Raw genomic sequence first — 13,442 nt, 5'->3', positions numbered from 1 at the left:
CGGTGCTGCCGCCGCTGTGTGGAAAAACGGTCGACCGGCCGTCGACTCAGGGGCAACCCTGATGCGATATGGGGGTGCACCCGCAGCGGGAAATCCGCTCCGGGTCCCCCCAGGGTCGGACGGGGCGGGCGTATTCGGCACCGATGATTGAACAGTCGCGCCGGACCATCGGGGGGCGGCGTGCATTTTCGGACAGACGGAAGAGGTAGATGACGTGACCGCGACGGTAGGCCAGCAGGCGCAGGCCGCGGCCCGGGCGAACGACGTGTGGAAGGTGTACGGCAGCGGCGAGGCTCAGGTCATCGCGCTGCGGGGGGTCAGCGCGGAGTTCGAACGTGGCCGCTTCACCGCGATCATGGGCCCGTCGGGTTCCGGTAAGTCGACGTTGATGCACTGCCTGGCCGGTCTGGACTCGGTGACCCGGGGGACGGTGTCGATCGGTGAGACGACCGTCACCGGGCTGGGCGACGCGGGGCTGACGAAGCTGCGGCGCGACAAGGTGGGCTTCATCTTCCAGCAGTTCAACCTGCTGCCGACGCTGACCGCCAAGGAGAACATCCTGCTGCCGCTGTCGATCGCCGGACGCAAGCCGGACCCGGCCTGGTACGACACGGTGATTGAGACGGTGGGGCTGAAGGACCGGCTGGATCACCGGCCGGCGCAGCTCTCCGGTGGGCAGCAGCAGCGGGTGGCGTGCGCGCGGGCGCTGGTCTCCCGCCCTGAGGTGATCTTCGCGGACGAGCCGACCGGCAACCTGGACTCGCGCTCCGGCGCGGAGGTGCTCAACTTCCTGCGGAACTCGGTCCGGGAGCACGGCCAGACCATCGTGATGGTCACCCACGACCCGACGGCCGCCGCGTACGCCGACCGGGTGGTCTTCCTCGCCGACGGTGAGATCGTCTCGGAGCTGATCGAGCCGACCGCCGAGACGGTGCTGGACACCATGAAGAAGCTGGACACTCCGGCCGAGGTGGGCAACTGATGTTCCGCGCGACGCTGAAGAGTCTGCTGGCCCGTAAGGTCCGGCTGATCCTGTCCGGCCTGGCGGTGGTGCTCGGGGTGATGTTCGTCTCCGGCGCGTTCGTGCTCACCGACACGCTGGGTCGCTCCTTCGACTCGGTCTTCGCCGACGGTTTCTCCGAGATCGACGTGAACGTCGCGGCGAAGCCGAAGGTGCAGGTCAACGAGCTGGAGGGCGAGCAGACCGCCGCCCCGCTGCCGGCCGCCCTGGTGGACCGGGTGAAGCAGGTGCCGGGGGCGACCTCGGCGACCGGTGTGGTCAACGCCGACGGCGCCCGGGTGATCGGCAGCAACGGCAAGGTCGTCACCTCGTTCGGCCCGCCGCAGTTGGGCGAGAACTGGACCGGCGAGAGCGATCTGCTGAAGCTGCGTGAGGGGCGCGCGCCGCAGGCCGAGGACGAGATCGTCATCAACAAGGCGTTGGCCACGGCAGCGAAGGTGCAGGTCGGCCAGAAGGTCGGCGTGCTGACCGCGTTCGAGTCGAAGAAGCGGGATTTCACACTGGTCGGCGTCTTCGGTTACAGCGGTGACCGGGACTCGATCGGCGGGGTCAACGAGGTCTTCTTCACCACGCCGGTGGCGCAGCGGCTGATGCTGGGCGAGCCGGACGTGTTCAGCAGCATCACCGTTCAGGCCGCCGCTGGGGTCTCGGACGAGAAGCTTCGCGACGACGTGGCCCGCACCCTGGGCGCGGACTTCGAGGTGAAGACCGGCGAGCAGGTGGCAGCGGACGCCTCGGCCAGTCTGAAGGAGGGGCTGTCCTTCTTCAACAAGATCCTGCTCGGCTTCGCCGCGGTGGCGCTGCTGGTGGGCACCTTCCTGATCCTCAACACCTTCTCGATCATCGTGGCGCAGCGGACCCGGGAGTTGGCGCTCATGCGCGCCATCGGGGCCAGCGGCCGGCAGATCATCGGTTCGGTGGTGCTGGAGGCCATCGCGGTGGGGTTGATCGCGTCGGTGCTCGGCCTCGCCGCCGGCATCGGGGTGGGCGCGCTGCTGGCGTTCCTGTTCGGCAAGCTCGCCGGTGGGCTCACCCTGGCCGGGATCGGCGTGCCGGCGGCAGCGGTGATCGGTTCGTTCGCCGTCGGTCTGGTGATCACCGTGGTGGCGGCGTTGCTGCCGGCGCTGCGGGCGTCCCGGATCCCGCCGATCGCGGCCATGCAGGACGTGGCCACCCCGGACCGGCCGTTGACCAAGGTCACGGTGGCCGGGTCGCTGGTCACCGGCATCGGCGCGGTGCTGCTGTTCCTCGGGCTCAGCGGCAACGCCGGCGGTCAGACGCTGTCGACCATCCTCGGTGGCGTGCTGTTCGCCTTCATCGGGGTGGCGCTGCTGACCCCGTTGATCAGCCGGCCGGTGGTGAGCCTGCTCGGGGCGATCTTCTCCTGGTCGGTGCCGGGCAAGCTGGGCCGGCTCAACTCCGGGCGCAACCCACGTCGTACGGCGATCACCGCCGCCGCGCTGATGGTCGGCATCGCGCTGGTCACCGGCGTCACGGTGATCCTCGACTCGGCCAAGGGCAGCATCAGCGCGCTCGCCCAGGACACCATCAAGGCCGAGCTGGTGATCGCCGGTCAGCAGGGCGGCCCGCGTCCGCCGACCTTCGACCCGGGTGTGCTGGACCAGGCCAAGACCCTGCCCGGTGTGCGGTTGGTCGACGGCGAGTACGGCGACATGGGGCGGATCGACGGCGAGAGCACCTGGGTCGCGGCGAGCAGCGACATCGCGTCGCTGCGGCAGATCTTCGGCGCGAAGCCGACCGCCGGTGACATCGACCGGCTCGGGCCGACCCAGATGCTCGCCAGCTCGGACACGGCCACGTCCCGTGGCTGGTCGGTGGGCTCGACGGTCAACGTGCAACTGACCCGGGGCGAGGCACGCACCTACACGATCAGCGGCATCTACGAGTCGTCGCAGCTGACCAACCCGGTGACGCTGCCGGCGACCGCGGCGAAGGACTTCGCCATTCCGCAGCCCATCCAGGGCTTCATCCAACTGGACCCGGGCACCCGGGTGTCCGACGTCCAGCCGCAGGTGGAGGCGTTGCTCGCGGACAGCCCCGAGGTGTCGGTGGCCGACCGGGACGCGTTCATCAAGCAGCAGACCAGCTCGCTCGACGGGCTGCTCACGATGATCCAGATCCTGCTCGCGCTGGCCATCGTGATCGCCGTGCTGGGCATCATCAACACACTGGCACTGTCGGTGCTGGAGCGGACCCGCGAGCTGGGTCTGCTGCGGGCGATCGGCCTGCGCCGGTCCCAGACAATGGGCATGATCACCGTGGAGGCGGTGGTGATCTCGGTGTTCGGCGCGCTGCTCGGCGTGGTGGTGGGCACCGGCCTCGGCGCCGCTGTGGTCGAGGCCCTCAAGGACGAGGGCATCACCGACCTGATCCTGCCCTGGGGGCAGATGGGTGTCTTCCTCGGTCTGGCCGCCATCATCGGCGTGGTGGCCGCGGTGCTCCCGGCCGTCCGGGCGGCCCGGATCAACGTCCTGGGCGCCATCGCCCACGACTGATCGGACAAAAAGGGAGGCCCTGCTGACGCGGTCGCGTCAGCAGGGCCTCTCCTTTCTGTTCAGGCAGCGGCCCGATCGGTCAACAGCGCCGCGAGCAGCGCCAGGTCCACGCCGGTCAGGCTCTCCACCTGGTGTACGCCGACAGTGCTCGGCAACGCCACCTCCGCCGGTACGGCCAGGACCGCCGCGCCCGAGGCGAGCGCGCTGGCCACCCCCGTCGGTGAATCCTCGATCGCCACGCACCGCTCGATCGGCACACCCAGCAGCCGAGCGGCGGTCAGGTACGGCTCGGGGTGCGGCTTGGCCGCCACCACCTCGTCGCCGGCGACCACCGTGTCGAAGTTGTCCCGACCGAGGGTGTCCAGGGCGATCTCGACGAGCGCCCGAGGGCTGGAGGTGACCAGCGCGGTGGGGATTCCCGCAGCGCGGACCGCTCCCAACAGGTCGAACGCGCCCGGCTGCCACGGCAGACCGGTGCGGAACAGCTCCACGATCCGGGCGTTGATCCACGCCGCGCTGATCTCCGGATCCCGTTCGGGCTGCCCCAGGTCGTCGTGCAGGATACGCATTGACTCGGCCATGGCGGTGCCGATGATCGACTGGCGGGCGTCGACGGAAAGTTCCCCGCCGTACTCCTTCGCGAGTTCCTGCAACGCGACGTCCCACAGCTTCTCGCTGTCGACCAACGTGCCGTCCATGTCGAAGAGCACAGCGGCGGGGTGATGGCTGCTCAGCGGAACCTCCAGGGTCGTGACCGACACCGGCGATCCTGCCAGCAGCCGCAGGGGCCGGTGGCGGCAACGGGCGTCAGGGTGATCCGGGCAACCCCGTTCAGCCCAGGTCGCACTCCTTCAGGGAACCCTCGTAACCCCGGAAGAACCTGTCGGTGCGCTGCTCGGCGGTGCCGTGCGCCCCTTCCGCGAACCACGGTTGGTCCGGGTCGTCGCCGACCGCCGCCACGCCCTCCCGGAACTCGTCCAGGTCGCCCTCGGCGAGGGTCAGGGTCCCCGAGCGCACCGAGTCGCCCAGGTACGCCCCGGCCATGCAGTCGGCCTGCAACTCCTGCTGGATGGTGAAGCTGTAGTTGATGCCCAGCCGCACCTGGATGGCGTGCGCGTACTCGTGCCCGAGCAGGTAGAACACGAACGCGTCGCCGACCTCACGGAACGCCGCCACCGACCAGGCGACGTCGTACGCGATGAAGTCGCCCTGCGAGCAGTAGACGGCGTTGTTGCGGGGCAACGCCTGTCCGCCGCAGGACACCTCGCCGTCACGCTGGTAGGGGATGATCCGCCGGATCGGTCGGAACCGCTGCCCGGATTCCTTGAACTGGGCCGCCCAGTACCGCTCGGCGATCGCCTGCGCGTCGGCGACGTCCTGCTCGAACTCGGCGACGCTGGTGGTGCTGTCGGCCCGGGTGGTGCCCGGTCCCGGTGACGCTGCCGGCGGGTTCGCCCCGGGGCGCTCGGCCTCCGGCTCGGCCAGCCCACCGCCAGCGCAGGCGAGGGAGACCAGGGCGGCGATCAGCAGGCCCGCCACCGGGCCCCGCGCGTCGCGTCCGAACCGTGCCCCCACTGTGCCTCCCCAGACATCGGTGCTCGCGCTGCGATGTACCCCGACGATACGACCGCCACGCCCATCACCGGTTCTACGCAGGGTGGGGACGGACGGTTCACGCCGATCAGCTCGGTGCTGTTCTGGCGGCGCCGGGGGCGGCGGGTTCGCGCGGGCAGGGGCAGCGGGTTCGCGCGGCGAAGGGGCAGCGGGTTTACGTGGCACAGGGCGGCGGATTTGCGCGGCACAGGGGCGGCGGGGTCCTACTCGGGGGGGCGGTGCCGGGCCGGCAGAATGCCAGCGGGCGGATGTATCCGTCCGGGGAGGGAGGGGCCGGTCGTGGTGCACGAGTTGGGTAGTCGCAGCCGACGTCAACCGGCGCCGGCGCACGTCCTGTGGAGGTCGCTGCGCGACCCGTACGAGGCCGGCAGCCGGCCCTGGCTGGAGTTGCGCGACGACGAGGTGCCGCCCCGGGTGGTGGCCGGCTACGCGCCCGTGCTGCTCGTGTGGTCGTCGCTGTGGCCGCACCGACCGTTGGACCGGATCCGCGTCGACCTGACGGCCGGACAGCCCGGCGGGGACTGCACGCTGCGCTGGACGCTGACCACCGACGGCGACCTACCGGGCGAGAGCACCCTCGGGCACCTACGCCACCGCCTCAACTACCTGATCAACGACCGGCTCCGCCGCTCGTACGGTCAGTAGCGTCGCTCAACCGCTCGAATCCCGACCGCGATGCCAGGTGTCACCCTGGTCACCGTGCCGCTCGGCCTCGTACCTGTGCTGGCGACTCCGAGCCTCCCGCCCAGCCGCCGGATCGTCCCCGGCGTCCGCTCGCCCCCGCCGAGCCACAACGCCGTACGCCACCCCCGCCGCGACGACGAAACCCCCCAGCACCACCCACACCACAGTCATGCCGCCAACCTAAGCCCCACCCACCACCCCGGACCCCGGTGATCATGAAGTTAGCGTCAACCCGCTCGGCGTGTCGTGACGCTAACTTCATGATCACCGATTCGGGTTGGGGTGGTGTGTCCGGAGGGTGGGGGTTGGGTTCGACGTTTCGTCGGGTGCCGGGGTGGTGCCTCGCGGAGGAGGGGAGAGATCGTGAAGTACATGATTTTGCTCTACGGGTCGCAGCAGGACTACGACGTGCTGTCGGGGCGGGCTTCGGACCGGCCGGCGATGTCGGCCGAGCAGATCGCGGCGATGCACCAGCACATGGAGACCTTCCACCAGGCGTTGGCCGAGTCCGGGGAGTTGGTCGACGCCCGAGGCCTGAGCGAGCCGGTACACGCCCGCCGGGTGCAGGTGCGCGAGGGGGCGCCGGTGGTCACCGACGGCCCGTACCCGGAGACGCAGGAGGTCCTCGCCGGTTACACCATCGTGGAGTGCGCCAGCTTCGACCGGGCCACTGAGATCGCCGCCGGCCTGGTCGACCCGGACGCCCCCGGCGGGTACGTGGACGTGCGCCCGGTGCTCGACGGTGTCGAGGACCTGGCCGGCTGACCGGTGCCGGAGACTCCCGCCGAGGACCTGCTGCGCGAGCTGGCGCCGCAGGTCCTCGGCGCGCTGGTTCGCCGCTACGGGCACTTCGACACGGCCGAGGACGCGGTGCAGGAGGCGCTGATCGCCGCCGCGCACGGTTGGCCGCGCGACGGCGTACCGGAGAATCCGCGTGGCTGGCTGATCACCGTGGCGTCCCGCCGCCTGACCGACCTGCTGCGTCGCGAACAGGCCCGGATGCGACGGGAGGACACGGTGGCCCGGTGGGTGCTGCCGGAGCAGTGGAGCGCCCCCGCCGCCGACCGTCCGCAGGCGGACGCCGACGACACGCTCATCCTGTTGTTCCTGTGCTGCCACCCGGCGCTGTCGGCGGCGTCGCAGATCGCGCTCACCCTGCGGGCGGTGGGCGGGCTCAGCACCGCCGAGGTGGCGCGCGCGTTCCTGGTGCCGGAGGCGACGATGACCCGGCGGATCAGTCGGGGTAAGCAGCGGATCCGTGACAGTGGGCTGCGGTTCGCGCCGCCCACCGGCCCGGAGCGCGCCGACCGGCTCGCCGCCGTGCTGCACGTCCTCTACCTGATCTTCACGGAGGGGTACGCCCGCACCGCCGGGCCCGGTCTGCTGCGCGCCGACCTGACCGCCGAGGCGATTCGGCTGACCCGGCTGGTGCGCCGGCTGGCGCCCGAGGACCCCGAGGTCACCGGGCTGCTCGCGTTGATGCTGCTCACCGACGCCCGCGCGCCGGCGCGGATCGGCCCGCACGGCGAGCTGGTGCCGATGGCCGAGCAGGACCGCTCCCGGTGGCGGGCCGACCAGATCGCCGAAGGGGTCGATCTGATCACCGGGGCACTGCCGCGCGGGGTGGTCGGGGCTTACCAGCTCCAGGCGGCCATCGCGGCCGTGCACGACGAGGCGCCCAGCGCGGCGGCCACCGACTGGGCACAGATCACCGCGCTGTACGAGGTGCTTCTCGGGATGTCCGACAACCCGGTGGTGGCGCTCAACCACGCGGTGGCGGTGGCCATGAGCCGGGGCGCGCCGGCCGGGTTGGCGCTGCTCGCCGACCTGGCCGACGACCCCCGCCTCGCCGACGACCCTCGACTGCCTGCCGCTCGCGCCCACCTGTGGGAGCTGGAGGGTGAGCGGGTCGCCGCGCGGGCGGCGTACCGGATGGCGGCGGCGCGCTCGACGAACCTGGCGCAGCAGCGCTACCTGAACGCCCGCGCGGAGCGCCTCCCGGGCGACCCGCCGCCCGCCGGCTGACCCGCACGGGCTGTGCGGGTCACGGAACGAGCCGGCAGGGCGGTGCGGGTCACGGGCTGAGCCGGCGGGCCGTGCGGATCACGGGCTGAGCCGGCGGGGCGGTGCGGGTCACGAGCTGAGCCGGCGGGCCGTGCGGGTCACGGGCTGGCGGCCAGGAAGACGAAGGCGGCCATCAGCACCAGGTGTACGCCGCCCTGCAACACGTTGGCCCGGCCGGGCACCACAGTGAGGACGGCGGTCACGGCGGTGAGCGCGAGCAGCGTGAGCTGGGTGCCGCCGAGGCCGAGCAGCAGCGGGCCGTCCAGCCAGATCGAGGCGATCGCGATGGCCGGGATGGTCAGGCCGATGCTGGCCATCGCGGAGCCGAGCGCGAGGTTCAGGCTGGTCTGGACCCGGTCTCGGCGGGCGGCGCGGGCGGCGGCCAGGGTCTCCGGCAGCAGCACGAGCAGGGCGATTATCACGCCGACGAACGCGTGTGGCAGGTTCGCCGCCGCGACCCCGGCCTCGATGGTCGGGGAGACCGTCTTGGCGTCGCCGACCACCGCGACCAGCGCCACCAGCAGCAGGCCCAGGCTGACCATCGCCGCGCGGGTGGTGGGCGGCTTGGCGTGCTCCTCCGTCTCGATGACCTTGCCCCGGCTGTCGACTGGCAGGAAGTAGTCGCGGTGCCGGCCGGTCTGCACGAGCACGAACAGCCCGTACAGGGCCAGCGACGCGACGGCGGCGAAGACGAGTTGGGCCGGGCTGAACTCCGGGCCCGGGCGAGCCGTGGTGAAGCTGGGGATGACCAGGCTCAGGGTGGCCAGGGTGATCACGGTGGCCAGGGCTCCGCCGGTGCCCTCCGGGTTGAACACCGCGACGCGGCGGCGCAGCGCCCCGAGTAGCAGGGACAGACCCAGTATTCCGTTACACGTGATCATGACGGCGGCGAAGACGGTGTCCCGGGCGAGTGACTGGGTCTTCTCCGGCCCGCTGATCATGAGCGTGACGATCAGGGCCACCTCGATCACGGTGACCGCGACGGCGAGCACGAGGGACCCGTACGGCTCTCCCACCCGGTGGGCGACCACCTCCGCGTGGTGCACCGCCGCGAGCACCGCGCCGCCCAGCAGCACCGCGACAACCACGATGACGGGCCCAGGCAGGCTCCGCCCCCAGGTGACCATCAATATCAGGACGGCGAGCACAGGTACGACGAACGTCCAGTCGGTCAGGCGGGAGCGAAGGAGGGCGGCCATGCCATAAAGAGTGCCAGGTCAAGTGATCATGTGCCCACCATCGATGCGGCGAAATGCGGCGGTCAGTGGGCTTCACCACGCCAACCCGTAACGCCTAGGTTACGCTTTCCGGGTGGACGAGGTGGCCACCGCGATCGCGGACCCGGTACGACGGCACATCCTGACCCTGCTGCGCGACGAGCCGTTGTCCGCTGGTGACATCGCCCAGCGATTCGTGATCAGCCGACCCGCGATCAGCCGCCACCTGCGGCTTCTGCGCGAGAGCGGTCTGGTGCACGACGAGATGGTCGGCCGACAGAGGATCTACCGACTCGATCCGCGCCCGCTCGCCCCGCTGGTCGACTGGCTCGCCGCGCTCGCCGCCACCGACCGGTGGGAGCGGCACCTCAACGCGCTGGAGACCGAGGTCTATCGCACCCGCCGAGAGCGCCGCGGCCGCGGCCCGGCGGAGCACCGAAGGGAGCACACGGCATGACCCGCACACCCGCCGGACGCCTGTTTCACACCGACACCGGCCACGATCTCGTCCTCACCCGAACCTTCCGCGCTCCGGCAGCGGACGTCTGGGCCAGCCTGACCGAGCCCGCGCGTACGGCCCGCTGGTTCGGCCCGTGGGAGGGCGACGCCGGCCCCGGGCGGACCATCCGGGTCCAGATGGCGTACGAGGAGCAGCAGCCCTGGTGCGAGATGCGCATCGACGCGTGCGAACCGCGGCAGCGCCTCGCCGTGTCGATGGTCGACGACCACGGCAGCTGGCTGCTGGAGCTGTCGCTGACCGAGACCGACGGCACCACCGAGCTGCGGTTCGTGCAGCACCTGAGCAGCGTGGAGGGCATCGCCGAGGTGGGCGCCGGTTGGGAGTACTACCTCGACATGCTGGTCGCCTCCCGGGACGGTTCGCCCCGCCCCGAGTTCGACGACTACCACCCGGCGATGCAGCAGTACTACCAGGGGCTGGTCGCCGTGGCCGGCTAGGGGTCGAGGGCCCGCCGCAGCCTGGCGAACTCGGCGGTCAACGCCGGCAGCGGGAAGTGCGCGTTCAGGCCGCTGGGGTTCGGCAGCACCCAGACCTGGGCCGGCCCCAGCCGGTCCGGTCGCGGGCCCAGCCCGGCCTTCGGTCGGGCGAAGGCGATGCGGTACGCGCTCACCCCGAGAATCGCCACCCAGCGCGGCCGGTAGCGCTCGGCCTTCACCGCCAGCCCGGTCACCCCGGCCACCAGTTCCTCCGAGGTCAGCTCGGCGGCGCGGGCGGTGGCCCGGTTGCTCAGGCTGGTGATGCCCAGGCCCTGCCGCAGCAGCTCGTCGCCTTCCCACGAGCGCAGCTGGCGGTCGGTGAAGCCGGCCCCGTGCAGGGCCGGCCAGAATCGGCTGCCCCGGCGGGCGAACGGCTCCCCCACGGCGGCCGAGTAGAGGCCCGGGTTGAAGCCGCAGAACAGCACGCGCAGCCCGGGACCGATGATGTCCGGCAGACCCCGGCCGGCCGCCGCGGCCACCTCCTGCGGGGTCGGCCGCCGCGCCGGCCCCGGTCTCTGCGCGTCCACCCCACCGATCCTGCCGTACGCCCCGGTGCCGGACCCGGCGCACGCTTTGACACCCTCAACGGATGCAGTCAACCGACCACCTCACCGCCAGCCGCTACGCGCGGATGCGCTGGAACACTCCACTCTCGCCGGAGCACGCCGCGTTGCTGCTGGAACGGCTCGACGTCCGGCCCGGCGCGCGTGTGCTCGACCTCGGCTGCGGCTGGGGTGAGCTGCTGCTGCGGGCGGTGGCCGCCGGTGGTGTTTCCGGCCCGGTTCCGACGCGCGGCGTCGGCGTCGACACCGATGAGGCAGCGCTCGACCGAGGGCGGCGGCTGGCCGCGGGGCGGTCGCTGAACCGGCACGTCGCCTTCGTGATGGGGGAAGCGGCGACCTGGCAGGAGCCGGCCGACCGGGTCCTCTGCATCGGCTCGGCACACGCCTTCGGCGGCACCGAGGCCGCCCTCGACGCCCTCGCCGCCGTGGTCCGACCCGGTGGGCGGCTGCTGTTCGGCGACGCGTACTGGGAGCGGTCCCCCACGGCGGAGATCGCCGAGGTCTTCGGCCCGGAGGTCCCGACCCTGCCCGGGCTGGTCGATGCCGCCCGCCAGCGGGGCTGGCGGTTGCTGCACCTGAGCACCGCCGATCAGCGGGAGTGGGACGACTTCGAGTCCACCTGGCTCGCCGGGCGGCAGGAGTGGCTGCTGGCGTACCCGGAGGATCCCCGTGCGGCCGAGGTCCGCGCGGAGCTCGACGACCGGTTGCGCGAGTACGTCGGCGGTTACCGGGGTGTCCTCGGCCTCGGCTACCTCGTCCTCGGCCGCTGACCGTCGACAGTTGACGCCGCTGGCTACGCTGCGCGTGGTGAGCGCCGGACCTCGCCCCGCCCTGCCCTGGCGGATCCTCGTCGTGACCGGCGCCGCCGTGCTGGTGTGGCTGGTCCTGGGCGCTCTGCTCGGCCCGGACTACGACCGACTGACCCATGCGATCGGGGCGGTCCTCACCACCGCTGTCGTCGTACCCCTGGTGGTCGTCGCCCGTCGTGTCCTGGACCGTCGGCCCTGGGCCGGCCTCGGGTTGCCGTCGCTGCGCGCCGGCTGGCGGCGTCTGCTGTTCGGGATGGCCTGCTGGCTCGTCCCCGCCGCGGCGGGGTTCGCGCTCTGCCTCGGTCTCGGCTGGGTGGAGATCGGTGTCCGGACGTCCGTCGCAGACGTGCTGCGGGTGGCGGCGCTGCTGGTCGTGCTGGTCCTGCTCAAGGAGGCGCTGCCGGAGGAGCTGGTCTTCCGTGGGTACCTGCAACACCACCTCGCCACCCGGCTGCCCGCCTGGCAGGCGGTCATCGGGCAGGCGGTGCTGTTCACAGTCTTCGGGTTCCTCATCGGGGCGGCCAGATCCGTCGACCGGCTGGCGCTGTTCTTCGTCTTCGCGTTGCTCTTGGGCGCCTTCCGTGCCGCCACCGGCGACATCTGGGCCGGCATCGGCCTGCACGTCGCGTTCCAGACGGTCGCTCAGCTGTTCGGCGACGTCGGGGCGGTCTTCGACGTGGTCGGCGCGAACGTCCTGGGCGTGGTGGCCATGGGGGTCGTGCCGTTCTCGGTCAGCTGGATCGTCCTGCGACACCGCTACCGCGACCACCTGAACTGGAACGCCCTCGCACCGGAGCCGGCGCAGAGCGGCTGAAGCCTGGGCATTCGACCCACCGGTCCGACCGGCGTGCGGAAGAGTGGCGGACGAGAGCTGTCGACGAGCGAGCGACGGCACGGCGTCGTGCGGAGGTTTTCGGATGAGCGACACGTCTTCGGTCCAGAGGGCCCGCAACGTCGTCCTGGTCCACGGCGCGTACGCCGACGGCTCCTCCTGGTCCGACGTCATCCCGATCCTGCAGCGGGCCGGGCTCACGGTCACCGCTGTGCAGAACCCGCTGACCTCGCTGGCCGACGACGTCGCGGCCACCAACCGCGCCCTCGACCGGCAGGACGGGCCAACGGTGCTGGCGGGCCATTCCTGGGCCGGCACGATCATCAGCGAGGCCGGCAATCATCCGACGGTTACCGCTCTGGTGTACGTCGCGGCCCGCGCGCCGGACGCCGGGGAGGACTACGCCGCGCTCGCCGCGAAGTTCCCCACGCCGCCGGCGAACGCCGGCCTCGTGCACCACGACGGGTACGCACAGTTGAGCGAGAACGCCTTCCTGAGCGACTTCGCCGGTGGTGTCGACGAGGCCCGCGCCCGCGCTCTGTACGCGGTGCAGGGGCCGATCGCCGACGACCTCTTCACGGGCCGCACGACGACGGCCGCCTGGCGGGACAGGCCCTGCTACTACTCGATCTCCACGCAGGACCGCACGACCGCGCCGGAGCTGGAGAGGTTTCTGGCCGACCGGATGAACGCCACGACCATCGAGGTCGAGTCGTCGCATCTCGCCATGGTCACCCACCCGGAGACGATCGCCGACCTCATCCTCATGGCGACCACTGGCACCAGCGGGCCCGCATAGGTGACCGGCGCCAACCGTGCCACGCCCGGTCGTCTGGGCAGGTCAGGTCAGGGCGCACGCGGATCCGCAGTACGGGCAGAACGCGCGCTTGGCGTTCGAGGTGACTTCGATGTCGCACGACAGGCAGCGGCCGTTCTCCCACAGACCCTGGTCGATCCCGAGCTCACCGTCGTAGTAGTCGCGATCAGGCCAGGCGACCACACGTCCCACCTCCAGCGTGACGTGGGCCGTGCGCGGGCGCACCCGGGCCGCAACCGGTGGGGTTGACGGGGCGCATACATCGGAGGTTTACTGCGTCAGCGATACCAATCGATGAATTTTGACCGT

16 protein-coding genes are annotated in these 13,442 nt (G+C 71.5%); 10 read left to right on the top strand and 6 right to left on the bottom strand.

Going from position 1 to position 13,442, the window contains the following annotated elements; genetic code table 11:
- Window positions 1–214 precede the first annotated feature (214 nt).
- Both ABZU43_RS19745 and ABZU43_RS19740 read left to right on the top strand, forming a co-directional pair.
- The gene (locus tag ABZU43_RS19745) at window positions 215–982 is read left to right on the top strand and encodes an ABC transporter ATP-binding protein (protein WP_030332873.1); all 768 of its coding nucleotides are present in this window, start codon (window positions 215–217) and stop codon (window positions 980–982) included.
- A complete protein-coding gene (locus ABZU43_RS19740) occupies window positions 982–3,537 on the top strand; it encodes an FtsX-like permease family protein (protein WP_355007937.1) in 2,556 nt (851 codons plus the stop codon). Before ABZU43_RS19745 ends, ABZU43_RS19740 begins: the two co-directional genes overlap by 1 nt.
- Window positions 3,538–3,596: 59 nt before the next feature.
- Here the strand turns inward: ABZU43_RS19740 and ABZU43_RS19735 are convergent, their stop codons facing one another.
- Together ABZU43_RS19735 and ABZU43_RS19730 are read right to left on the bottom strand one after the other, a co-directional pair.
- Entirely contained in the window at window positions 3,597–4,247 is a 651-nt protein-coding gene (locus ABZU43_RS19735; protein WP_355008030.1) for an HAD family phosphatase, read from the bottom strand.
- A 121-nt stretch (window positions 4,248–4,368) separates the two neighbouring features.
- Entirely contained in the window at window positions 4,369–5,112 is a 744-nt protein-coding gene (locus tag ABZU43_RS19730) for a neutral zinc metallopeptidase (RefSeq protein ID WP_355007936.1), read from the bottom strand.
- 318 nt (window positions 5,113–5,430) lie between these two features.
- On the opposite strand from ABZU43_RS19730, the gene ABZU43_RS19725 reads away from it, so the two are divergent.
- Window positions 5,431–5,796 carry a hypothetical protein gene (locus ABZU43_RS19725; RefSeq protein WP_355007935.1) on the top strand — a complete coding sequence of 122 codons (366 nt, stop codon included), beginning with the start codon at window positions 5,431–5,433 and terminating at the stop codon, window positions 5,794–5,796.
- A 6-nt stretch (window positions 5,797–5,802) separates the two neighbouring features.
- Here the strand turns inward: ABZU43_RS19725 and ABZU43_RS19720 are convergent, their stop codons facing one another.
- Window positions 5,803–6,006, bottom strand: a complete 204-nt coding sequence (locus ABZU43_RS19720) for a hypothetical protein (protein ID WP_355007934.1) — start codon at window positions 6,004–6,006, stop codon at window positions 5,803–5,805.
- 201 nt (window positions 6,007–6,207) lie between these two features.
- Between ABZU43_RS19720 and ABZU43_RS19715 the strand changes: the two genes are divergently transcribed.
- Together ABZU43_RS19715 and ABZU43_RS19710 are read left to right on the top strand one after the other, a co-directional pair.
- Window positions 6,208–6,600, top strand: a complete 393-nt coding sequence (locus tag ABZU43_RS19715) for a YciI family protein (RefSeq protein ID WP_238680394.1) — start codon at window positions 6,208–6,210, stop codon at window positions 6,598–6,600.
- Window positions 6,601–6,603: 3 nt separating this feature from the next.
- A complete protein-coding gene (locus ABZU43_RS19710) occupies window positions 6,604–7,860 on the top strand; it encodes a sigma-70 family RNA polymerase sigma factor (protein WP_355007933.1) in 1,257 nt (418 codons plus the stop codon).
- 137 nt (window positions 7,861–7,997) lie between these two features.
- Here the strand turns inward: ABZU43_RS19710 and ABZU43_RS19705 are convergent, their stop codons facing one another.
- Window positions 7,998–9,098: an ionic transporter y4hA gene (locus tag ABZU43_RS19705; protein ID WP_112673580.1), complete on the bottom strand. Its 1,101-nt coding sequence runs from the start codon at window positions 9,096–9,098 to the stop codon at window positions 7,998–8,000.
- A gap of 112 nt (window positions 9,099–9,210) precedes the next feature.
- Between ABZU43_RS19705 and ABZU43_RS19700 the strand changes: the two genes are divergently transcribed.
- Window positions 9,211–9,573: a metalloregulator ArsR/SmtB family transcription factor gene (locus tag ABZU43_RS19700; RefSeq protein WP_355007932.1), complete on the top strand. Its 363-nt coding sequence runs from the start codon at window positions 9,211–9,213 to the stop codon at window positions 9,571–9,573.
- Window positions 9,570–10,073, top strand: a complete 504-nt coding sequence (locus ABZU43_RS19695) for an SRPBCC family protein (RefSeq protein WP_355007931.1) — start codon at window positions 9,570–9,572, stop codon at window positions 10,071–10,073. The genes ABZU43_RS19700 and ABZU43_RS19695 overlap by 4 nt, the downstream gene beginning before the upstream one ends.
- On the opposite strand, the gene mug is transcribed toward ABZU43_RS19695, so the two are convergent.
- Entirely contained in the window at window positions 10,070–10,639 is a 570-nt protein-coding gene (mug, locus tag ABZU43_RS19690; RefSeq protein ID WP_355007930.1) for a G/U mismatch-specific DNA glycosylase, read from the bottom strand. The genes ABZU43_RS19695 and mug overlap by 4 nt on opposite strands.
- Before the next feature lie 62 nt (window positions 10,640–10,701).
- Here mug and ABZU43_RS19685 point away from each other — a divergent pair, with 62 nt between their 5' ends.
- The 3 genes from ABZU43_RS19685 (at window position 10,702) to ABZU43_RS19675 (ending at window position 13,115) form a co-directional block, all read left to right on the top strand.
- Entirely contained in the window at window positions 10,702–11,445 is a 744-nt protein-coding gene (locus ABZU43_RS19685) for a methyltransferase domain-containing protein (protein ID WP_355007929.1), read from the top strand.
- A 37-nt stretch (window positions 11,446–11,482) separates the two neighbouring features.
- Complete coding sequence (locus tag ABZU43_RS19680; RefSeq protein WP_355007928.1) at window positions 11,483–12,298, top strand: type II CAAX endopeptidase family protein; 816 nt, start codon at window positions 11,483–11,485, stop codon at window positions 12,296–12,298.
- A 103-nt stretch (window positions 12,299–12,401) separates the two neighbouring features.
- On the top strand, window positions 12,402–13,115 hold the full coding sequence (locus ABZU43_RS19675; protein WP_355007927.1) for an alpha/beta hydrolase: 714 nt from the start codon (window positions 12,402–12,404) through the stop codon (window positions 13,113–13,115).
- Window positions 13,116–13,157: 42 nt separating this feature from the next.
- Here ABZU43_RS19675 and ABZU43_RS19670 read toward each other — a convergent pair whose 3' ends face one another.
- Window positions 13,158–13,316 (bottom strand): hypothetical protein, encoded by a 159-nt coding sequence (locus ABZU43_RS19670; RefSeq protein ID WP_355007926.1) that lies wholly within the window; start codon window positions 13,314–13,316, stop codon window positions 13,158–13,160.
- Window positions 13,317–13,442: the final 126 nt, after the last annotated feature.

This window comes from Micromonospora sp. NPDC005205 (assembly GCF_040608275.1).
Classification (GTDB): Bacteria; Actinomycetota; Actinomycetes; order Mycobacteriales; family Micromonosporaceae; genus Micromonospora.
The sequence above is the reverse complement of the archived record's forward strand: the minus strand, read 5'-3'. Positions and strand labels throughout refer to the sequence as shown.